Genomic DNA, 21,191 nt, shown 5'->3' with positions numbered 1-21,191 from the left:
CGCGACCGAAAAATCTATAAGGTCGCACCGTCAACATAACAGTTGCCGGATCGGCGCGCGCTTTGGGCGCGCTTGTCCGGGACGACAGCGAGGATGACGCAACAACAACAAACAAAAGGAAACACCATGGACATCGGATTCATCGGCCTCGGAAACATGGGTTTCCCGATGGCGAGGCGGCTGATCGAGGCAGGACACAGGCTCGTCGTGTTCGACACCCGCAAGGAGGTCGCTGACAGGCTCGCGGCGCTCGGCGCCACAGTCGCGACATCGCCGAAGGACGTCGCCGACCAGGTCGAGACCGTGATGGCGAGCCTGCCCTCGCTGCAGGCCTCGCTCGAAGTTGCCACCGGCACGAACGGCGTGATCGAGGGCAAGCGTGCCAAGCGCTTCGTCGACCTCTCCACCGTCGGCTCGGCGATGGCCGTGAAGATTCACGGCCTGCTCGCCAAGCGCAACATCGTGCAGATCGACTGCCCCGTCTCCGGCGGTGTCGGCGGCGCCGAGAAGGGCACGCTGGCGGTGATGGTGTCCGGGCCCAGGTCCGAGTTCGAGCTGCTCAAGCCGGCGCTCGACGTGATCGGAAAAGTGTTCTTCATCGGCGAGAAGCCCGGTGCGGCCCAGACCATGAAGCTCGCCAACAATTTCCTGTCGGCGACCGCGATCGTGGCGACGTCCGAAGCGGTGGTGATGGGCGTCAAGGCCGGGCTCGATCCCGCCGTGATGATCGACGTCATCAATGCCGGCTCCGGCATGAACACCGCGAGCCGCGACAAGTTTCCGCGCGCGGTGCTGCCGCGCAGCTTCGATTTTGGCTTCGCCACGGGACTGATGGTGAAGGACGTCCGGCTCGCGCTGGAGGAGATGAAGCAGCTCGGCCTGTCGATGGAGGTCGCCGACGCGGTCGGGCGGCTGTGGGAAACGGTCATCAGCGCGGAAGGCGCGGAGTCGGATTTCACCGCGGCTATCAAGCCGATCGAGAAGAAGGCGGGCGTCGTGGTGGGCGGCGCGAAGGGCGGATTGGTGGGGAAGTAGCCGTCCAGCAACCGCTTCAGTAGCCCGGATGGAGCGCAGCGTAATCCGGGATTGTTGCCGCTGGACGAGACCCCGGATTTCGCTGCGCTCCATCCGGGCTACGGTCAATGGCTCACAGCCACGGCGCGGGCTTATCCATCGCAATCAGCTGCTCGACCTCGATGCGCGGGCGTACCACGGCGTATTGATCGTCCTTCACCAGCACCTCCGGCACCAGCGGCCTTGTGTTGTAGGTGCCGGCCTGCACCGCGCCGTAGGCACCTGCGGTCATGATGGCGATGAGATCGCCGGGCGCGGGCGTCGGCAGCGTGCGGTCGAGTGCCAGATAGTCGCCGGTCTCGCAGACCGGGCCGACAACGTCGGCCATGATGGTGGCGGCGCCCTTGGCAGGCTGCTTCACCGGCAGGATGTCGTGATGCGCCTCGTAGAGCGTCGGGCGAATGAGGTCGTTCATCGCGGCGTCGATGATGACGAAATTCTTGCCGTCGCCGTGCTTCACATAGATCACCTTGGCAACCAGGATGCCGGCATTGCCGACGATCATGCGGCCCGGTTCGAACATCAGCGTGCAGCCGAGATTGTGGCTGACGCGCTTGACCATGGCGGCATAGGCGGCCGGCGCCGGCGGCGCCTCGCGGTCCATGTAATAGGGAATGCCGAGGCCGCCGCCGAAATCGACGTGGCTGATATTGTGGCCGTCGGCCCGCAGCGTCTGCACGAATTCGGAGAGGATGCGGAACGCCGTCTCCATGCCGGAGAGGTCGGTGATCTGGCTGCCGATATGCACGTCGGTGCCGGTTACCTCGATGCCCGGGAGTTTCGCGGCGCGCGCGTAGACCTCACGGGCATGCACGATCGGGATGCCGAACTTGTTCTCGGACTTGCCGGTCGAGATTTTTGCGTGAGTGCCGGCGTCGACGTCGGGATTGACGCGCAGCGAGATGCGCGCGGTCTTGCCCATCTCGGTCGCAAGCCGCGACAGCAGCTCGAGCTCCGGCTCGGATTCGACGTTGAGGCAGAGGATGTCGGCGGCGAGCGCGGCGCGCAGCTCGGTTTCGGTCTTGCCAACGCCGGAGAACAGAATCTTGTTTGGCGGAATGCCGGCGGCCAGCGCGCGCTTCAACTCACCGCCCGAGACCACGTCGGCGCCGGCCCCGAGCTTGGCCAGCGTGCGCAGCACCGACTGGTTGGAGTTCGCCTTCATGGCGTAGCAGACCAGCACCTTTTCGCCGGCGAAGGCCTCGGTGAAGACGCGATAGTGCCGCTCCAGCGTCGCGGTCGAATAGCAGTAGAACGGCGTGCCGACGGTCGCGGCCAGCTCGGACAGGTTCACCGCCTCGGCGTGCAGCACGCCGTTGCGATAATCGAAATGATTCATGGCTTAGGCTCGGTTGCCCCGGCTTATTTCTTGCCGGGCGGTTCGTCCAGGAGCGGGTCGAGAATAAACGGTTTCTTCCGGCCCTTGGCCGCCGCCGGCGCGGCATCCGCACCCGATGAGGTGGGATTGAACATGCTCGACGACTTCTGGGCTGCGCTCTCGGTGTCGGTTGGAGCAGCAACGTTGGCCGTAGGCGCGTTGGAGGCGGTCGGCGGCAGATCCAGCGGACCCTTGCGGCCGCAGCCGGCCAGCGCGAGCGCCGTCAGGCTCAAGACAATGATGGCCCATCCCGAACCGGCCGGGCGAAACTTTGACGTCACGACGAAATCCCCACTACGGGCCGCACCATACAGAGATTGGCGCGCTCTGGCGAGAGCCGGATGACCATGAAACATCAGCGAAATTTTGCCCTCAGCCCTATTTCCGCTCTTTTTCCAGCCGCTTCGCCCAGGCCTTGGCCTGGGACGCCACGTTCTTCGGCGCGGTGCCGCCGAAGCTGGTGCGGCTCTTCACCGACGATTCGACCGAGAGCACGCCGAACACGTCCTTGGTGATCTTCGGCTCGATCGCCTGCATCTCCCCAAGCGGCAGCTCGTGCAGCGCCACACCGCCCTCGGCGGCCTTGGCGACGATGCGGCCGGTGACGTGATGGGCCTCGCGGAACGGCATCTTCAGCGTCCGCACCAGCCAGTCGGCGAGATCGGTCGCGGTGGCATAACCCTCGCCGGCAGCCGCTTTCATCCTGGCTTCGTCAGGCTCGAGGTCGCGGACCATGCCGGTCATGGCGCGGATCGCGAGCGACAGCGCGGCAAAGCCTTCCATCGCGCCCTGCTTGTCCTCCTGCATGTCCTTTTGATAGGCGAGCGGCAGGCCCTTCATCACGATCAACAGACCGTTGAGCGCGCCGATGACGCGGCCGGTCTTGGCGCGCACGAGCTCGGCAGCGTCCGGATTGCGCTTCTGCGGCATGATCGAGGAGCCGGTCGTGAACTTGTCGCTGAGCCGGATCAGACCGACCAGCGGCGAGGTCCAGATCACGATCTCCTCGGCGAAGCGCGACATGTGCACGGCGCAGATCGAGGCTGCCGACAGCGTCTCCAGCACGAAGTCGCGATCGGAGACGGCGTCGAGCGAGTTCGCCATCGGACGGTCGAAACCAAGCGCCTTCGCGGTGGCGTGGCGGTCGATCGGGAACGAGGTGCCGGCCAGCGCGGCGGCGCCGAGCGGCGATTCGTTCAGCCGCTTGCGCGCGTCCTGGAAGCGGCCGCGATCGCGCGCGGCCATCTCGACATAGGCGAGCAGATGATGGCCGAAGGTCACGGGCTGTGCGGTCTGCAGATGGGTGAAGCCGGGCATGACGGTTGCGGCATGTTCGAGCGCGCGATTGACCAGCGCCGCCTGGAACGCGGCAAGCGCGGCATCGGTCTCGTCGAGAACGTCGCGAACATAGAGACGGAAGTCGGTCGCAACCTGGTCGTTGCGCGAGCGCGCGGTGTGCAGGCGGCCGGCGGCCGGGCCGATCAGCTCGGACAGGCGGCTCTCGACATTCATATGGATGTCCTCGAGCGCGCGCTTGAATTCGAAGCCGCCCTTGCCGATCTCTGACAAAATCGTGTCTAGACCCTTGCCGATATTTTTCGCATCAGAGCCCGTGATGATGCCTTGGCTGGCGAGCATCGCAGCGTGGGCCTTGGACGCGGCAATGTCCTGGGCGAACAGGTGACGATCGACGTCGATGGAGACGTTGATCTCTTCCATGATCTCGTCGGGACGTTCCGAGAAACGGCCGCCCCACATCTTGTTGCTCATGATCCCCTGCTCACGCCTTGATTTGCCGCACGTTTGCCGGCCACTGCGAGCCGTACTAAGAGGCCCCTGATAGCCATATCTGCGACCGGATGACAAACGATATGCTCGACAAGAAGCCTTCCGCCACGCGCCGGGTCCCCCTCGTCATCGCCACAGTGGCGATCGGCGGCCTGGCCGGCTTCGCCGCCCTTTACGGGCTGGGCCTCAGCCGGTCGCCTGGCGGCGATCCGACCTGCAAGCCGGCGGTGGCGACGGCCCAGAAAATCGCCCCCCTCGCCCACGGCGAGCTGGCAGCGCTGACCATGGCGAGCGCCCCCCTGAAGCTGCCCGACCTCGCCTTCGAGGACGCCGACGGCAAGCCGAAGAAGCTGTCCGATTTCCGCGGCAAGACGCTGCTGGTGAACCTCTGGGCGACCTGGTGCGTGCCCTGCCGCAAGGAGATGCCCGCGCTGGACGAGCTCCAGGGCAAGCTGTCGGGGCCGAATTTCGAGGTGGTCGCGATCAATATCGACACCCGCGACGCCGAGAAGCCGAAAAACTTCCTGAAGGAAGCCAATCTGGCCCGACTCAGCTATTTTAGCGACCCGAAAGCCAAGGTTTTTCAGGATCTTAAGGCCATAGGCCGGGCCTTGGGCATGCCCACTTCGGTGCTGGTCGATCCGCAGGGCTGCGAGATCGCGACGATTGCGGGGCCGGCGGAGTGGGCCAGCGAGGACGCGCTGAAGCTGCTCCGGGCCGCGACCGGCAAGGCCGCCGCGTCGCTTTGAGGGAAGATCAGGCGGTGACGTTGAGGTTGCCGCCGACACCGGGGCCGACATTAGCGAGCGAGGGCTGACCGGCGCCGAGCAGCGTCAGGACGGTGGATTTCTCCATATCCGCGTTCTGCTTGCTGAGCGTCGCCGCAATATTCGACTGCAGCGCGCCTTGCTGAGCGGCCAGCATGGTGCTGACCATCGCCATCATGTCCATTACGCGAACCCTCGTACTGGCCGCAGCCTAGGCGCGAGGGGTTAACGCGACATGAATTGTCACGAGTGCGTAAAGTGGGCCCTGGCCGTGTCCCGGACGCGGCGCGGCATGCAATGACGCGACGCCGAGCCGGGACCATCCATCAGCGTGCACGCCGCCTCTGGGCCCCGGCTCTGCAGCGCATCGCTAACGCGCTGCGCAGCGTCCGGGGCATGAGACTGCCTTACCTTGTCGGAACCGGCTTGGCGCCGCGGTAATCGTAGAAGCCGCGCTGGGTCTTGCGGCCAAGCCAGCCGGCCTCGACGTATTTCACCAGCAGCGGGCACGGGCGATACTTGGAGTCGGCAAGGCCCTCGTGCAGCACCTGCATGATGGAGAGGCAGGTATCGAGGCCGATGAAATCGGCAAGCTCCAGCGGACCCATCGGATGGTGCGCGCCGAGCTTCATCGCCGCGTCGATCGCCTCGACGTTGCCGACGCCTTCATACAGCGTGTAGATCGCCTCGTTGATCATCGGCAGCAGGATGCGGTTGACGATGAAGGCCGGGAAATCCTCGGAGACCGCGACCTGCTTGCCGAGCTTGCCGACGAATTCCTTGGACGCCTCGAAGGTGGAATCGTCGGTGGCGATGCCGCGGATCAGCTCCACCAGCTCCATCAACGGCACCGGATTCATGAAGTGAATGCCGATGAAACGCTCGGGCCGATCGGTGGCGGCGGCAAGGCGCGTGATCGAGATCGAGGACGTGTCGGAGGCGACGATCGCCTCCGGCTTCAGCACCGCGCAGAGCTCGTGGAAGATCTTGCGCTTGACCTCTTCCTTCTCGACCGCGGTCTCGATCACGAGGTCGCAATCGGCGAGATCGTCGAGCTTTTCGGCGGGCGTGATGCGCGCCATCGCCTTGGCCTTGTCGTCCTCGGTGACGGCCTTCTTGGAGACCTGGCGCGCCAGATTGCCGTTGATGGTCGCCATGCCCGACTTGAGGCGCTCGGCCGAGACGTCGTTGAGCACCACGTCGAAGCCAGCCAGCGCCGCGACATGCGCGATGCCATTGCCCATCTGACCCGCGCCGATCACGCCGACCTTCTTGATCACTGCCGCCATAATGTCATCCACCGGAACGGCGCGCATATCGCGCCTGTCTATCCTCCGAGCCGGGAGGTCTGATTTGATCAGAAGCTTGATTTAATCAGAACCCGGGCTCGAAACCTAGATTGGATCGCTTCCCCGGCGTGCCCCACGCCAAAGAAAACGCCTCAGAAATGAAACACCGGCCGGAGTTTATCCCTCCGGCCGGTGTTTTCGACGTCTTTTACTTGCCGAGCTTGCCGAGTTCGGTCGTCAGCTCCGGAACCGCCTGGTAGAGGTCGGCGACCAGGCCATAATCGGCAACCTGGAAGATCGGCGCGTCCTCGTCCTTGTTAATCGCGACGATCACCTTGGAGTCCTTCATGCCGGCCAGATGCTGGATGGCGCCGGAAATGCCGACGGCGACATAAAGCTCCGGCGCCACGACCTTGCCGGTCTGGCCGACCTGCCAGTCGTTCGGCGCATAGCCGGCGTCCACCGCGGCGCGCGAGGCACCGACGCCGGCGCCGAGCTTGTCTGCGAGCGGCTCGATGTACTTGGCAAAGTTCTCGCGGCTCTGCATGGCGCGGCCACCGGAGACGATGATCTTGGCCGAGGTCAGCTCGGGGCGGTCGCTCTTGGCGACCTCCTCGCCGACAAAGGTCGACAGGCCCGGATCGGCGGCGGCCGAAACGCTCTCGACAGCTGCGCTGCCGCCTTCACCAGCGGCGGCGAAGGTCGAGGTGCGCACCGTGATGACCTTCTTGGCGTCCTTGGACTTCACGGTCTGGATCGCATTGCCGGCATAGATCGGCCGCTCATAGGTGTCGGGGGCGACCACCTTGGTGATCTCCGAGACCTGCATGACGTCGAGCAGGGCGGCGACACGCGGCATCACGTTCTTGAAGCGCGAGGTCGCGGGCGCGACGATCGCGTCATAGCCCGACGCTAGCGAGACGATCAGCGCGGCCAGCGGCTCGGCGAGATCGTGCGCGTAGAGGTCGCCGTCGGCGAGCAGCACCTTCTTGACGCCGGCAAGCTTGGCAGCGGCATCGGCGGCAGCCTTGGCGTTCTGGCCGGCGACCAGCACCTCGATATCCGCGCCGAGCGCGGCTGCTGCGGTCAGGGCCTTGTTGGTCGCATCCTTGAGCGACGCATTGTCGTGTTCGGCAATCAGAAGCGTCGTCATCAGAGCACCCCGGCTTCGTTCTTGAGTTTCGACACCAGCTCGGCGACGTCCTTGACCTTGACGCCGGCCTTGCGGCCCGCCGGTTCAGTGGTCTTGAGAACCTCGAGGCGCGCAGCGATGTCGACGCCGTAATCGGCGACGGTCTTCTCCGCGATCGGCTTCTTCTTCGCCTTCATGATGTTCGGCAACGAGGCATAGCGCGGCTCGTTGAGACGGAGATCGGTGGTGACGATCGCCGGTCCCTTGAGCTTGACGGTCTGCAGGCCGCCATCGACTTCGCGGGTCACCTTGAAGTCGGCCCCTTCGACCTCGAGCTTCGAGGCGAACGTCGCCTGCGACCAGCCGAGCAGCGCGGCCAGCATCTGGCCGGTCTGGTTTGAGTCGTCGTCGATCGCCTGCTTGCCGAGAATGATGAGGCCCGGCTGCTCTTCGTCGGCGACCTTCTTCAGGATCTTGGCGACCGCGAGCGGCTCGACCGCGCCCTCGGCCTTCACCAGGATGCCGCGATCGGCGCCCATGGCAAGACCCGTGCGGATCGTCTCCGACGCCTGCGCCGGTCCAATGGAGACCACCACGACCTCGGTCGCCTTGCCGGCTTCCTTCAGACGCAGCGCTTCCTCGACCGCGATTTCGTCGAACGGGTTCATCGACATCTTGACGTTGGCGAGTTCAACGCCCGATCCATCGCCCTTGACGCGGACCTTGACGTTGTAATCGACCACCCGCTTTACCGGCACTAAGACCTTCATCGATCCTCTTTCACTCAATTTGGGAGGGGGGTTATCAACTGGCGCGGAACCTAAAGGCCCGATCTGCCCCGGTCAACGCGCGAGCGGGCCTAATTTTGGCCTTCTGAAATGCGCAAGGCCCGCGGGTGGGCTCGATGGGTCAGCGGTTCTGGCCCGGAACCCAGAGCACGTCGCCAGCGCCATTACCGTTGGCGGCTCGGCTGGCCACAAACAGGAAGTCCGACAGGCGGTTCATATATTGAATGCCAGCCGCGCTGACCGGCTCGCCCGGCCGGGCTGCCAGTTCCACGATCACCCGTTCCGCCCTGCGGCATATCGTGCGAGCCACGTGCAGATGGGCTGCGGCCGGCGTGCCGCCGGGCAGCACGAAGGAGGTGAGCGGCTGGAGCTTGTCGTTCAGCGCATCGATGTCGCGCTCGAGCCGCTCGACCTGGCTCGCCACCACCCGCAACCGCTCCGCCTTCCTAGTTTCCTTGCCCTCGCGCTCGGGCACCGCAAGATCGGCGCCGAGGTCGAACAGATCGTTCTGGATGCGGCCGAGCATCGCGTCGAGCTCGGGCACGTCGCCGGTATGGAGCCTGACCACGCCGATCGCGGCGTTGGTCTCGTCGACGGTGCCATAGGCTTCGATACGCAGATCGTATTTCGGACGCCGCTCGCCGGTTCCGAGCGCCGTCGTGCCGTCGTCACCGGTCTTCGTGTAGATGCGATTGAGTACGACCATGATCAGCGCCCCATCGCCCAGACCGCGAGCATCGCGATGACGATCGCCACGAATTGAAGCAGCACGCGCCAGCGCATCAGCTTCTGCGAGGTATTGGGCGAGCCGCCGCGCATCATGTTGATGAGACCGAGCAGCAGCACCAAGGCGACTGCACCGGCGGCCGCCGGCAGGATGAAAGTAGTCAGGAGAGATGCCATTGGGGGGTGATAACACCGCGCGCGCCGGTCCGCCATCTCCCCACCCGTCATTCCGGGGCGCGCCAACGGGTCCGCAATGCGGCCCGGTGGCGCGAGCCCGGAATCCATCAAGCAGCGTCACGCGCGGTGAAATGGATTCCGGGCTCGATGCACCGGGTCGCGCTTTGCGCGGTCCCGTCACATCGCCCCGGAATGACGACTGGATTGGTTGGCGATCTGGCTTTTAGGCCAATAATATCAGAAGCTGGCTGGATGATTTCCGATTTGCGTCTATCGCAAGCCTTCTCCGTCTCTCCCCCCAAGAGGCGAAAGGGAGCAGTACAGGGCCAGCCGTGAAAGCCGTCCGCTACATCTACGTCGTGGTGATGGATGCGTTCTATACGTTCCTCGCCGACGACGGCTGGGCGATTGCGAGCCACATCGCGCTGTCGACGCTAATGGCGCTGTTCCCGTTCCTGATCGTGCTGACCTCGCTCGCCGGCTTCTTCGGCTCCAAGGAACTCGCCGACCAGGCCGCCAGCCTGATGCTGCAGATCTGGCCCAAGCAGGTGGCCGATTCGATCTCGGGCGAGGTCCACGACGTCTTGACCACGACCCGCACCGGCGTGCTGACGATCGGCGCTGCGCTGTCGGTCTATTTCGCCTCCAACGGCGTCGAGGCGCTGCGGGTTGCGCTCAACCGTGCCTATGCGGTGGTGGAGATGCGGCGCTGGTACTGGCTGCGGCTGGAATCGATCGGCTACACGCTGGTCGCGGCCTTCACCGCGCTCGCCATGGCGTTCCTGATCGTGCTCGGCCCGCTGATCATCGAGGCCGCGCGTGCCCACATTCCGCTGTTCGTCGAATCCAACGAGAGCATCCTCACCTGGCTGCGTTACGGCATCACCGTCGGCGCGCTGGTGGTGGCGCTGCTGATCCTGCATGCCTGGCTGCCGGCAGGGCGGCGCGGCTTCTTCCAGATCCTGCCCGGCATCGTCTTCACCATCGTGGCGTCGCTGATATCGGGCATCGTGTTCGGACAATATCTGGCGCGCTTCGCCAACAACTACGTGACCATGTATGCGGGGCTCGCCTCGGTGATCATCGCGCTGGTGTTTCTTTACTTCATCGCCGCGATCTTCGTTTACGGCGGCGAGCTCAATGCCGCGATCATCAAGTCGCGGCTTCCTCACGGCGTGTCGCTTCAAGCAGCGCAGTCGCTAGCGCCCGAGGAGACACAGGCTTGACCAGGAAGGCATCGGCGCCGGCCTCGCGCGAGGCGGCCTCGTCCTCGCCGCGGCCGGATACCCCGATGATCGGGATCCGGGCCAGCGGCGCCTCCATGGTGCGGATCCGCCGGATGGCCTCGACGCCGTCGATGCCCGGCAGCACCATGTCCATCAGCACCGCGTCGAATGCACCCTGCGCCAGCCGGCCGACGGCGTCCTCGCCGCGCCCGATGAACTCGGCATGATGGCCGAGCTCGGTCAGAATCGTGTTCAGAACGACGCGGCCGAACGGATTGTCCTCGACACTCAGCACGCGGAGCGCGGCGACCGCATCGGGCTCGGCGTCGCCCTTCGACTTGCGGGACTTGGCCGGCCCCGTCGCGTCCAGCGATACCGTCAACGTGAAGGTGGCGCCGCCGCCACGCCGCGGCGCGACCGTGATGTCGCCCCCCATCGCCCGCGCCAATTGCTTCACCGAGGACAACCCGAGCCCGGCGCCGCCGAAGCGCGAGGCGATCGTGACATTGGCCTGGGTGAACGGGCGGAACAGCCGCTTGATCTCGGCCATGGTCAGGCCGATGCCGCTGTCGGACACCGCGAAGGCAACGCCGGCCCTGCCCTTGGTATTGGTCTTGCCCTTGGCCGGACGCCAGGGCGTCACCGCGAGCGCCACGCCGCCCTGGTCGGTGAACTTCACGGCATTGTCGATCAGGTTCTCGAGCGCGGCGCGCAGGCGGACGGGATCGCCGACCACGAGGCCCGGCAGCCTTGCGGAGATCTCGACCTGGGCCTGAAGGCCCTTGGCCGCGGCACGCCCGGCGAGCGAATCGCCGGCGCTGCGGGCGAGCGTCCTGAGGTCGAACAGATCCTGCCGCAGCGTGCTGCCGCCCTTGCCGCCGGTTCTGGCGGCATCCACGAACAGCGTGGCGAGGCTCGCCAGATGCTCGGCACCGGCCTTGATGGTGTCGGCCCAGCGCCGTTCACGTTCGCCGAGATCGGAGGTCGCGAGCAGGTCGCTGATCGCGAGAATGCCGGTCAGGGGGGTGCGGACCTCATGGGCAAAGGCGGCGAGCGCCGCCTGGACCACGTCGGGCGCGTCCGTCCTGGTGCTGCGCTTGCGCACCTGTCCGGCCTCCCCGGACCGCTTCCGAGGCGGTCGCCTCGACGTCCGCGTGGTGCGCGCTGGGCGCTTCTTCGCCGCCATGAATCCCCTTCGAAGTATCCCCTTCGGACCCCCGGGCTGTTTGCCGAGCATGGCACGGCGAAATACCCGGAGTCACGGCGACGTTTCGCTAACCCCCAGAGAAACTTAACCTAATCCCACCTGCTGGCGGATGCCGGCAGGCGTTGTGCCGGCCGCACGCAAGGCACACAGACCGGTCGAGCCGCTCGATTTCGACAGTTTTCGCCCCTCGCCGTCGCAAATCAGCCGGTGATGGCGGTAGGCGGGTTCGGGCAAGCCGAGCAGGACCTGCAACAGGCGGTGCACCGAGGTTGCGTGAAACAGGTCCTGGCCCCGTACGATCTCGCTGACGCCCTGGAGCGCGTCGTCGACGACGACGGACAGATGATAGCTGGTCGGTGTCTCCTTGCGGGCGAGGATCACATCGCCCCACGCCTCGGGCCGCGCCGGGACGACGCCGCACTCGCCGCCGGGGCCCTCGCCGAGCTCGTTCCACGCCAGACCGTCGGCCCGCTGACAGGCGGCCGCCATGTCGAGCCGCAACGCGTAAGGCGCGCCCGACGCGATGAGCCGGTCGCGCTCGGAAGCTGAGAGCGACTTCGCATCGCCGGGATAGAGCGGCGCGCCGTCGGGATCGCGCGGCCACGGGCCATCCGCCTTCCGCGCGGCAACGAGCCTTGCGATCTCGGCGCGGCTTTCGAAGGCGGGATAGACGAGGCCGAGCGCCGACAGCTTGTCCAGCGCGGCGCGATAATCGGCGAGATGCTCCGACTGCCGCCGCACCGGCGTCTCCCATTCAATCCCGAGCCAGGCGAGATCCTCGTAGATCGCCGCCTCGAACTCCGGCCGGCACCGCGTCGCGTCGATGTCCTCGATCCGCAGCAGCAATCGCCCGCCGGTCTCGCGCGCCCGCTGGAAGTTCAGCAGTGCGGAATAGGCGTGGCCAAGATGCAGGTGGCCGTTGGGGCTGGGAGCGAATCGGAAAACGGGTGGTCCCATCGACATGAATCTCGTCATGGCCGGGTTTGGCCGCCACGGCTGTCATTCCGGGGCGGTCCGCAGGACCGAACCCGGAATCTCGAGATTCCGGGTTCGATGCTTCGCATCGCCCCGGAATGACGGAGTAGGATAATAGATGCGCGGGTCAAGCCCGCGCATGACGAGTCTGGAACACGATGACCATTCACCTCGAAGCCCAATCCGACCTCGAAGAGGCCGTCCACGCGCTGATCAAGCGCGATCCGCGCCTCAAGCCCGTGCTCGAGATCGCGGGCATGCCGGCGCTGCGGCGGCGGGAGCCGGGTTTCGCCGGGCTTGCCCACATCGTCTGCGGGCAGCAGCTGTCGACCGCGAGCGCCGCGGCGATCTGGGGACGGCTGTCGGCGGCCTTCGATCCGTTCGACCACGACGCCGTGCGCCGCGCCCGCACCGACCGGCTGGGGCGGCTCGGACTTTCGGCCGCCAAGATCAAGACGCTGAAGCATCTCGCGCGCGAGATCGGCGCGCAGCGGCTGAACCTCGACGTGCTCGCGGAGGAGGATGCCGACGCCGCGCACCACACGCTGATCGCATTGCCCGGCATCGGGCCCTGGACCGCCGACGTCTATCTGCTGTTCTGCCTTGGCCATGGCGATGCCTGGCCGGCCGGCGACCTCGCCGTGCAGGAGGCCATCAGGATCGGCCTCGGCCTCAAGGCACGGCCGACGGAGAAGCAGATGGCGCCGCTCGCCGAACCCTGGCGTCCGCTGCGCGGCGCGGCCGCGCATTTGTGGTGGAGCTATTATCGCGCGGTGAAGAAGCGCGAGGGCGTGCTCGCGGGATCGGTCTAGCCCCGCAGCCTCGCGCGGTCGGCCCGGGCGCATTCGGCGACGAAGTCGACCACCGCGCGCACCGCCGGGAGCTCGACGAGGTCGGGATGGGCCAGCAGCCAGAGATCCGCGACGCTGGCGAGCTTCTGCGGGGCGACGCGCACGAGATCGGAATAGGCTTCGGCGACGAAGCACGACAGCGCGGAGATTCCGATGCCGGCGCGGACCGCCGCCAACATATCCCCCTGCGACGAGCAACGCATCGCCACCCTTGCCTGCCGCGTGACGACGTCGCTCCAGCGCGCAAGCTGCGCATTGGACGTCTGATCGGCGAAGCCGATGACGCTGTGCTCCTTCCAATCGCCGCGCCGTTCAGGCAGGGGCCGCCCGGCGGCATAATCGCGAGAGGCATAGAAGCCCGTGCCGAGACGGCCGATCTTGCGGCCGACCAGGTTCTCCTCGCCGCTGTCGAACGGCCGCAGCACCACGTCCGCCTCGCGCCGGCGCACGCTCGCCGGAAACGGATGGGTGATGATCTCGAGCTGGATATGATCGTGCGCACGCAGGAAGGCGGGCAGACGCGGCATCAGCCAATGCGAGGCCAGCGTCGCGCCGATCGACAGCTTGACGATGCCGCGCGCCTTGTGTCCTTTCGCCGCCACCGCGGTCTCCGCCCGTAGCGCCGCTGCCGCCATGGCCTCGGCGTGCTCGCGCAAGGTTCTGCCATCCGCGGTCAGCGCCAGGCCGTCGGCGGCGCGCGCCACCAATCGGGTGCCGAGCTGGGCTTCCAGCGCCGCGATCTTGCGGCTGACGGTGGGATGGCTGGTGTGCAGCCGGCGTGCAGCGGCGGTGAAGCTGCCGGTTTCGGCGACCGCGACGAAGGTCTTGCAAAGGTCCCAGTCCATCGGCCGCCCCGTTCATGTCTGAATGATCATCCGTTCATTATTGAACGGCATGGACGCGCCGTCCAACCTTATAGTGCAATCAAATCCGCAACACGGGCGGCGATCCGCCCGCGCGACAATCACCAGGAAACGCCTCGTCATCCGCCTGCCGGCGGAGCCGCGTTTCAGGAGGACATGATGGCGCTGCCCACTCCCTTGAAGAATTCGCTCGCGCTGCCCGTCGTCGGCTCGCCCCTGTTCATCGTCTCCGGGCCGGAGCTGGTGATCGCCCAGTGCAAGGCGGGCGTGGTCGGCTCCTTTCCCGCGCTCAATGCCCGTCCGGTCGAGAAGCTGGACGAGTGGCTGAGCCGCATCGAGGACGAGCTCGGCGAATACAAATCGCTCAATCCCGGCAAGAAGGTCGCCCCCTACGCCGTCAACCAGATCTGTCATGCCTCCAATGACCGGCTGATGAAGGACATGGAGACCTGCGTGAAGCACAAGGCGCCCATCATCATCACCTCGCTGCGTCCGCCGGCGGAGATCGTCGAAGCCGCGCATTCCTATGGCGGGCTGGTGTTCCACGACGTCATCAACGTCAAGCACGCGCGGAAAGCCGCCGAGCAGGGCGTCGACGGCCTGATCCTGGTCTGCGCCGGTGCCGGCGGACACGCCGGCACGCTGTCTCCCTTCGCGCTGGTGCGCGAGGTCAAGCAATGGTTCGACGGTGCCATTCTGCTGTCCGGTGCGATCAGCGACGGTTTTGGCATCGCCTCGGCGCTGACGCTGGGCGCCGATCTCGCCTACATGGGCACGCGCTTCATCGCGACGCAGGAAGCCAATGCCGAGGAAGCCTACAAGTCCGCGCTGACGCAGCACGCCGCGCACGACATCGTCTACAGCAACCTGTTCACCGGCGTGCACGGCAACTATCTCGGCCCCTCGATCGCCGCCGCAGGGCTGGACCCGGACAATCTCCCGGTCGCCGACAAATCGAAGATGAATTTCGGCTCCGGCGGCAACATGAAATCGAAAGCATGGCGCGACATCTGGGGATCGGGCCAGGGCATCGGCCAGATCACCGATGTCCCTCCGGTCGCCGAGCTCGTCGACCGCATGAAGCGTGAATTCGATCAGGCCCGGCAGGAATTCCTGATGCGCGCCAGCGCCTGACGGTTCAGACTGAAAGAAAAACAGGAGGACATCATGAAGCTGGCAGCCACAGTGATCGGCCTGTCCCTGCTGGCGCTCGCCGGCGGTGGCGCTCACGCCGAAGGCACGGACGAGATCCGGATCGGACAGACCCTGCCCTATAGCGGCCCGGCCTCCGGCTTCGGCGCAATCGGCCGGACGCAGGAGGCCTTCTTCGAGAAGGTCAATGCCGAAGGCGGCATCAACGGCCGCAAGGTCAAGTTCATCACGCTGGACGACGCCTATTCGCCGCCGAAGACGGTCGAGCAGACCCGCAAGCTGGTCGAGCAGGACGAGGTGCTGATGATGTTCGGCTCGCTCGGCACCGCCACCAACAGTGCCGTGCAGCGCTATTTGAACAGCAAGAAGGTGCCGCAATTGTTCGTGCTCTCGGGCGCGACCAAATGGGCCGACCCGCAGAAATATCCGTGGACCATGCCCGGCATGGCCGCCTATGAATCCGAGGGCGTGGTCTATGCCAAGCACGTGCTGCGGACCAAGCCCGAGGCGAAGATCGCCATCCTGTCCCAGAACGACGATTTCGGCCGCGACTATGTCGCCGGCTTCAAACGCGCGCTCGGCGCCAAGGCCGCGGGCATGATCGTCGCGGAAGCGACCTACGAGACCAGCGCGCCGACCATCAGCTCGCAGCTCTCGACCCTGAAGGCGTCGGGCGCCGACGTGCTGTTCGGCGTCGTGCTCGGCAAGTTCACCTCGCAGATGATCAAGGGCGTGGCCGAGATCGGCTGGAAGCCCGAGCTGTTCTTCGTGCCGACCTCGGCCTCGTCGATCTCGTTCCTCGAGCCGGCGGGGCTCGACAACGCCGTCGGCCTGATCTCGTCGAGCAACCAGAAGGACACGATGGACCCGCAATGGGCCAGCGATCCCGGCGTGAAGGAGTATTTCGCCTTCATGAAGCAATACATGCCGAACGCCGACCTTTCCAACTCCAACTACGCGGCCGGCTACCATTACGCGACGCTGCTGATGACGGTGCTGAAGGCGTGCAAGGACGATGTCAGCCGCGACAATATCATGCGTCAGGCCGCCTCGCTGAACGAGGTGAAGCTGCCGCTGCTGCTGCCGGGAATGTCGGTTACGACCGGCCCCGACGACTATCTGCCGTTCCAGCAGCTTCAGCTCCGGCGCTTCAACGGCAAGAGCTGGGTCGGCTTCGGCGACGTGCTGGACGATCGCTAGCCTCGAGCGGAACAAGGACAGACCATGATCATCAGCGGCGAGCGCCGGATCGGCTATGACGGGATCCAGGCGCGCATCAAACGCGCGGCGAGCGGGCTTCGCACCCTCGGCCTTGCCGAAGGCGCGCCGGTCGCCATGATGCTGCGCAACGATTTCGCCTTGTTCGAGGTGGTCGCAGCCTCGGCCGCACTCGGCAGCCCCGTGGTGCCGATCAACTGGCACCTGAAGGCCGAGGAGGTCCGCTACATCCTGATCGACAGCGGCGCGAAGATCCTGGTCTGCCACGCCGATCTGCTACCGCAAATTCGCAGCGGCGTTCCGGAGGATGTCAGCCTGCTCGTCGTGGCAACGCCGCCCGAACTGGCGGCGACCTTCGCGATTCCGCCCGAGCTGACCGGGGTTGCCGCGGGACTGGCCGATTGGGACCGCTGGCGCGACGGTCATCCGGAAATGCAGGAGCCGCCGCGCCGGGCGGCGGCGATGATCTACACCTCGGGGACCACGGGCATGCCCAAGGGCGTGCGGCGCATGCCGATGCAGCCCGAACAGGCGGCCGCCTCCGAGCGCGTCGGCGCGATCGCCTATGGCATCAAGCCGCGCGAGGGCCAGGTCGTGCTGATCAACGGGCCGATGTATCACTCGGCGCCGCACTCCTACGGCATGATGGCCTTCCGCAACGGCTGCACCATCGTCCTTCAGCCGCGCTTCGACGCCGAGGAGCTGCTGGCGCTGATCGAGCGCCACCGCGTGACGCATATCCACATGGTGCCGACCATGTTCGTGCGGCTGTTGCGGCTGCCCGAGGCCGTCAGACAACGCTACGATCTGTCGTCGCTGCGCTTTGTCGTGCATGGCGCCGCACCCTGCCCGCCCGAGATCAAGCGGGCCATGATCGAGTGGTGGGGACCTGTCATCAACGAGTATTTCGGCTCGACCGAGACCGGAATCCCGGTGTGGCACTCCGCCGAGGAAGCGCTGAAGAAGCCTGGCACGGTGGGCCGCGCCATCGAAGGCGGCATCGTCAAGATTTTTCGCGATGACGGCAGCCTCTGCGGCGCTGGCGAGGTCGGCGAAATCTACATGCGCCAGACCGCGGTGCCCGATTTCGACTATCACGGCAAGGCGCAGGCGCGGGCCGAGGCGGGGCGCGACGGCCTCGTCAGCGTCGGCGACGTCGGCTATCTCGACGAGGAGGGCTATCTGTTCCTGTGCGACCGCAAGCGCGACATGGTGATCTCGGGCGGCGTCAACATCTATCCCGCCGAGATCGAGAACGTTCTGATCGCGATGCCCGGCGTCCGCGACTGCGCCGTGTTCGGCATCCCCGACCCGGAATACGGCGAGCGGCTGTGCGCCTGCATCGAGCCCGACACCGGCACCCAGCTCTCCGCCAGTGCCGTGCAAGCCTGGCTGCGTGACCGGCTGGCCAATTTCAAGGTACCGAAGGAGATCCGGTTCCTGGATGCGCTGCCCCGCGAGGCGACCGGAAAGATCTTCAAGCGCAAGCTGCGCGATCCCTATTGGGCGGACCAGAGGGCGGCTGGGCCTTAGCCGCCCGCCGCCGCCCCCTCGCTGAAGCATCGCCGGCATATACCGTCCGAGCAGGGCCATATGCCGGCATTGCTCGGGTCATCGGCTTTTGGCGGCTAGCGAAACCGTATAGCTTCGACCAGAGGAAACGCCGCGAAGAACGGCCACGAGGTCGCGCATGCTGGACAGGACGAAGGATATTTCCGTCGCCGCGCAGAGCTGGCTCGACGCGTTCGAGCACACGCTGGGCAAGAGCGATCCCCCCGCGCTGGCCGCCCTCTTCGTCGCCGACAGCTTCTGGCGCGATGTGCTGGCGCTGAGCTGGAACCTGCAAACGCTCGCGGGCCGCGAAGCGATTGCGCCAGCGCTGGCGGCGCTCGCGCCCAAGGCGGCACCGGCCAGGTTCGAGATCGCCCCCAACCGCGCGCAGCCCCGCAAAGTGACGCGTGCCGGCACCAGCAGCATCGAAGCCATCTTCAATTTCGAAACCGCGATCGGGCGCGGCAGCGGCATCATCAGGCTCGTACCTGACAGCACCGACGGCGACCGCCTCAAGGCATGGACGCTGCTCACCGCGCTCGACGAATTGAAGGGCTTCGAGGAGCAGCTCGGCACCTCGCGCCCGCGCGGCCAGGCTTACTCGCGCGATTTCCGCGGGCCGAACTGGCTCGATCTGCGCAACGCCTCGCGCGACTACGCCGACCGCGATCCGGCCGTGCTGGTGGTCGGCGGCGGCCAGGCCGGGCTCGCGATCGCAGCGCGGCTGAAGCAGTTGCAGGTCGACACGCTGATCGTCGATCGCGAGACGCGGGTCGGCGACAACTGGCGCAAGCGCTACCACGCGCTGACATTGCACAACCAGGTGCAGGTCAATCACCTGCCCTACATGCCGTTTCCGCCGAACTGGCCGACCTACATTCCCAAGGACAAGCTCGCCAACTGGCTCGAGGCCTATGTCGACGCCATGGAGCTGAATTTCTGGACCGGCACCGAGTTCGAAGGCGGCAGCTATGACGAGGCCAGAGGTCACTGGACGGTGACGCTGCGCCGCGCCGACGGCAGCACGCGGACCATGCATCCGCACCACGTGATCATGGCGACCGGCGTCAGCGGCATTGCCAACATTCCGGACATTCCGACGCTCGAAAATTTTAGGGGTACGCTGCTGCATTCCAGCCGCTACGAGGACGGCGAGAACTGGACCGGCAAGCGCGCGATCGTCATCGGCACCGGCAACAGCGGGCACGATATCGCGCAGGATCTCTATTCCAGCGGCGCCGAGGTGACGCTGGTGCAGCGTTCGCCCACGCTCGTCACCAATATCGAGCCGTCGGCGCAGCTCGCTTATGCCACCTACAATGAAGGCACGCTCGAGGACAACGACCTGATCGCCGCCTCGATGCCGACGCCGCTGGCGAAGAAGACGCATGTGATGCTGACGGAGCAGTCGAAGCAGCTCGACAAGGATCTGCTCGACGGCCTCGCGCGCGTCGGCTTCAAGCTCGACTTCGGCGAGGACGGCACAGGGTGGCAATTCAAGTATCTCACCCGCGGCGGCGGCTATTATTTCAACGTCGGCTGCTCCAATTTGATCGTCGAGGGCAAGGTCAAGCTTAGGCAGTTCGACGACATCGAGAGCTTTGTCGCTGACGGCGCGCGGATGAAGGACGGCTCGACCATTGCGGCCGACCTCATCGTGCTCTCGACCGGCTACAAGCCGCAGGAATATCTGGTGCGAAAGCTGTACGGCGATGCCGTCGCCGACCGCGTCGGCCCGATCTGGGGCTTTGGCGACGGGTTTGAGCTGCGCAACATGTATGCGCGCACGAAACAGCCCGGCCTGTGGTTCATCGCCGGCAGCCTCGCGCAGTGCCGCATCAACTCGAAATATCTCGCGCTGCAGATCAAGGCGATCGAGGAAGGGATTTTGGGCGGGGCATAACCACAAACGTCATTCCGGGGCGCGCGTCAGCGCGAGCTATGATGCGCAATTGCGCATCTGAGAATCCATCTATCCGCAAGAGATGCCGTACAATGGATTCCGGGTTCACGCTTCGCATGCCCCGGAATGACAATGAGGAGAGACCCATGCCAGCCATTCTCGGCAGCGGCGAGCACCGCTATCGCGTCGTCGACAATTTCGCGAAACTGCCCGACGGCTGGCAGCTCAGCGACGTCGCCTCGGTCGCGGTCGACAGCAAGGACCGCGTCTACGTCTTCAACCGCGGCGCCCATCCGATGGTGGTGCTGGACCGCGAGGGCAATTTCCTGCGCAGCTTTGGTGAAGGCCTGTTCTCGCGCGCGCACGGCCTGCACATCGATGCCGACGACAATCTCTATTGCACCGATGACGGCGACCACACAGTGCGCAAATGCACCACCGACGGCAAGGTGCTGCTGACCATCGGCATCCCTGCCAAGCCTGCGCCGTTCATGAGCGGGGAACCGTTCCACCGCTGCACCCATACCGCCCTGTCGCCGAAGGGCGAGATCTACGTCTCCGACGGCTATGGCAATGCGCGCGTGCACAAGTTCACCCCCGACGGCAGGTTGATCAAGAGCTGGGGCGAGCCCGGCACAGATCCCGGCCAGTTCAACATCGTGCACAATATCGCCACCGACGCCGACGGCTGGGTCTATGTCGCCGACCGCGAGAACCATCGCGTCCAGGTGTTCAATGGCGAAGGCGCGTACGAGACGCAGTGGAATAATCTGCACCGCCCTTGCGCGCTGTGCTGCTGCGGCGGGGCCAAGAGTCCGACCTTCGTGATCGGCGAGCTCGGCCCCGGCCTGGCCGTCAATCGCAAGGTGCCCAATCTCGGGCCGCGGCTGTCGATCGTGGACGCCAAGGGCAAACGCGTCGCGCGGCTCGGCGGCGAGGACGGACCGGGTGTTGCGAGCGGAAAATTCCTGGCACCGCACGGCATCGCGCTGGACTCGAAGGGCGACATCTATGTCGGCGAGGTCGGCGTCACCGACTGGAAGACGAGCTTTCCGGACGAGGAGATGCCGGCCGTCGTGCGCGCCAGCAGGTGCTTGCAGAAGCTGGAGCGGGTACGGGAGTAGCA

General features: G+C 65.8%; 21 protein-coding genes. 9 read left to right on the top strand and 12 right to left on the bottom strand.

The window, feature by feature from the left end; translation table 11 throughout:
* Window positions 1-126: 126 nt before the first annotated feature.
* Window positions 127-1,035, top strand: a complete 909-nt coding sequence (locus UNPF46_RS18510) for an NAD(P)-dependent oxidoreductase (RefSeq protein ID WP_142250951.1) — start codon at window positions 127-129, stop codon at window positions 1,033-1,035.
* A gap of 112 nt (window positions 1,036-1,147) precedes the next feature.
* On the opposite strand, the gene lysA is transcribed toward UNPF46_RS18510, so the two are convergent.
* From lysA to argH, 3 genes are all read right to left on the bottom strand, one after another.
* The gene (lysA, locus tag UNPF46_RS18505) at window positions 1,148-2,413 is read right to left on the bottom strand and encodes a diaminopimelate decarboxylase (RefSeq protein ID WP_100177860.1); all 1,266 of its coding nucleotides are present in this window, start codon (window positions 2,411-2,413) and stop codon (window positions 1,148-1,150) included.
* Between the two features lie 23 nt (window positions 2,414-2,436).
* On the bottom strand, window positions 2,437-2,733 hold the full coding sequence (gene lptM / locus UNPF46_RS18500; protein ID WP_100177861.1) for an LPS translocon maturation chaperone LptM: 297 nt from the start codon (window positions 2,731-2,733) through the stop codon (window positions 2,437-2,439).
* A 97-nt stretch (window positions 2,734-2,830) separates the two neighbouring features.
* Entirely contained in the window at window positions 2,831-4,222 is a 1,392-nt protein-coding gene (gene argH / locus UNPF46_RS18495) for an argininosuccinate lyase (protein ID WP_142250950.1), read from the bottom strand.
* Between the two features lie 101 nt (window positions 4,223-4,323).
* Between argH and tlpA the strand changes: the two genes are divergently transcribed.
* Window positions 4,324-4,989 (top strand): thiol:disulfide interchange protein TlpA, encoded by a 666-nt coding sequence (gene tlpA, locus UNPF46_RS18490; protein ID WP_100177863.1) that lies wholly within the window; start codon window positions 4,324-4,326, stop codon window positions 4,987-4,989.
* Between the two features lie 7 nt (window positions 4,990-4,996).
* Here the strand turns inward: tlpA and UNPF46_RS18485 are convergent, their stop codons facing one another.
* From UNPF46_RS18485 to UNPF46_RS18460, 6 genes are all read right to left on the bottom strand, one after another.
* The gene (locus UNPF46_RS18485) at window positions 4,997-5,191 is read right to left on the bottom strand and encodes a hypothetical protein (RefSeq protein ID WP_142250949.1); all 195 of its coding nucleotides are present in this window, start codon (window positions 5,189-5,191) and stop codon (window positions 4,997-4,999) included.
* Between the two features lie 223 nt (window positions 5,192-5,414).
* Window positions 5,415-6,296 (bottom strand): 3-hydroxybutyryl-CoA dehydrogenase, encoded by an 882-nt coding sequence (locus tag UNPF46_RS18480; protein WP_142250948.1) that lies wholly within the window; start codon window positions 6,294-6,296, stop codon window positions 5,415-5,417.
* A gap of 208 nt (window positions 6,297-6,504) precedes the next feature.
* Window positions 6,505-7,449, bottom strand: a complete 945-nt coding sequence (locus tag UNPF46_RS18475) for an electron transfer flavoprotein subunit alpha/FixB family protein (RefSeq protein ID WP_142250947.1) — start codon at window positions 7,447-7,449, stop codon at window positions 6,505-6,507.
* Complete coding sequence (locus UNPF46_RS18470) at window positions 7,449-8,198, bottom strand: electron transfer flavoprotein subunit beta/FixA family protein (RefSeq protein ID WP_142250946.1); 750 nt, start codon at window positions 8,196-8,198, stop codon at window positions 7,449-7,451. Before UNPF46_RS18470 ends, UNPF46_RS18475 begins: the two co-directional genes overlap by 1 nt.
* 139 nt (window positions 8,199-8,337) lie before the next feature.
* Entirely contained in the window at window positions 8,338-8,922 is a 585-nt protein-coding gene (locus UNPF46_RS18465) for a cob(I)yrinic acid a,c-diamide adenosyltransferase (RefSeq protein ID WP_142250945.1), read from the bottom strand.
* Window positions 8,923-8,924: 2 nt separating this feature from the next.
* Window positions 8,925-9,119 carry a twin transmembrane helix small protein gene (locus tag UNPF46_RS18460; protein WP_028139921.1) on the bottom strand — a complete coding sequence of 65 codons (195 nt, stop codon included), beginning with the start codon at window positions 9,117-9,119 and terminating at the stop codon, window positions 8,925-8,927.
* A 332-nt stretch (window positions 9,120-9,451) separates the two neighbouring features.
* Between UNPF46_RS18460 and UNPF46_RS18455 the strand changes: the two genes are divergently transcribed.
* Window positions 9,452-10,345, top strand: coding sequence for a YihY/virulence factor BrkB family protein (locus tag UNPF46_RS18455; RefSeq protein ID WP_100177867.1), 894 nt, complete (start codon window positions 9,452-9,454; stop codon window positions 10,343-10,345).
* Here the strand turns inward: UNPF46_RS18455 and UNPF46_RS18450 are convergent.
* The gene (locus tag UNPF46_RS18450) at window positions 10,272-11,531 is read right to left on the bottom strand and encodes an ATP-binding protein (RefSeq protein WP_142250944.1); all 1,260 of its coding nucleotides are present in this window, start codon (window positions 11,529-11,531) and stop codon (window positions 10,272-10,274) included. The two genes, UNPF46_RS18455 and UNPF46_RS18450, sit on opposite strands and share 74 nt — an antisense overlap.
* Before the next feature lie 105 nt (window positions 11,532-11,636).
* Window positions 11,637-12,509 carry a tRNA glutamyl-Q(34) synthetase GluQRS gene (gluQRS, locus tag UNPF46_RS18445; protein ID WP_142250943.1) on the bottom strand — a complete coding sequence of 291 codons (873 nt, stop codon included), beginning with the start codon at window positions 12,507-12,509 and terminating at the stop codon, window positions 11,637-11,639.
* 176 nt (window positions 12,510-12,685) lie between these two features.
* Here gluQRS and UNPF46_RS18435 point away from each other — a divergent pair, with 176 nt between their 5' ends.
* On the top strand, window positions 12,686-13,339 hold the full coding sequence (locus tag UNPF46_RS18435) for a DNA-3-methyladenine glycosylase family protein (RefSeq protein ID WP_142250942.1): 654 nt from the start codon (window positions 12,686-12,688) through the stop codon (window positions 13,337-13,339).
* Here the strand turns inward: UNPF46_RS18435 and UNPF46_RS18430 are convergent.
* Window positions 13,336-14,223: a LysR family transcriptional regulator gene (locus UNPF46_RS18430; RefSeq protein WP_100177870.1), complete on the bottom strand. Its 888-nt coding sequence runs from the start codon at window positions 14,221-14,223 to the stop codon at window positions 13,336-13,338. The genes UNPF46_RS18435 and UNPF46_RS18430 overlap by 4 nt on opposite strands.
* A 177-nt stretch (window positions 14,224-14,400) precedes the next feature.
* On the opposite strand from UNPF46_RS18430, the gene UNPF46_RS18425 reads away from it, so the two are divergent.
* The 5 genes from UNPF46_RS18425 (at window position 14,401) to UNPF46_RS18405 (ending at window position 21,189) form a co-directional block, all read left to right on the top strand.
* Window positions 14,401-15,375, top strand: a complete 975-nt coding sequence (locus tag UNPF46_RS18425) for an NAD(P)H-dependent flavin oxidoreductase (RefSeq protein WP_142250941.1) — start codon at window positions 14,401-14,403, stop codon at window positions 15,373-15,375.
* A gap of 33 nt (window positions 15,376-15,408) precedes the next feature.
* Window positions 15,409-16,593: an ABC transporter substrate-binding protein gene (locus tag UNPF46_RS18420; RefSeq protein WP_142250940.1), complete on the top strand. Its 1,185-nt coding sequence runs from the start codon at window positions 15,409-15,411 to the stop codon at window positions 16,591-16,593.
* Between the two features lie 24 nt (window positions 16,594-16,617).
* Entirely contained in the window at window positions 16,618-18,144 is a 1,527-nt protein-coding gene (locus tag UNPF46_RS18415; protein ID WP_142250939.1) for an acyl-CoA synthetase, read from the top strand.
* A 157-nt stretch (window positions 18,145-18,301) separates the two neighbouring features.
* Window positions 18,302-20,065 carry a flavin-containing monooxygenase gene (locus UNPF46_RS18410; protein WP_142250938.1) on the top strand — a complete coding sequence of 588 codons (1,764 nt, stop codon included), beginning with the start codon at window positions 18,302-18,304 and terminating at the stop codon, window positions 20,063-20,065.
* Window positions 20,066-20,211: 146 nt separating this feature from the next.
* Window positions 20,212-21,189 carry a peptidyl-alpha-hydroxyglycine alpha-amidating lyase family protein gene (locus tag UNPF46_RS18405; protein WP_181770000.1) on the top strand — a complete coding sequence of 326 codons (978 nt, stop codon included), beginning with the start codon at window positions 20,212-20,214 and terminating at the stop codon, window positions 21,187-21,189.
* Window positions 21,190-21,191: the final 2 nt, after the last annotated feature.

Origin of the sequence: Bradyrhizobium sp. UNPF46 (assembly GCF_006658625.1) — a bacterium.
In the GTDB taxonomy this organism is placed as follows: Bacteria; Pseudomonadota; Alphaproteobacteria; order Rhizobiales; family Xanthobacteraceae; genus Bradyrhizobium; species Bradyrhizobium nitroreducens.
Note: the sequence above shows the minus strand (reverse complement) of the source record. Positions and strands in the feature narration are given on the sequence as shown.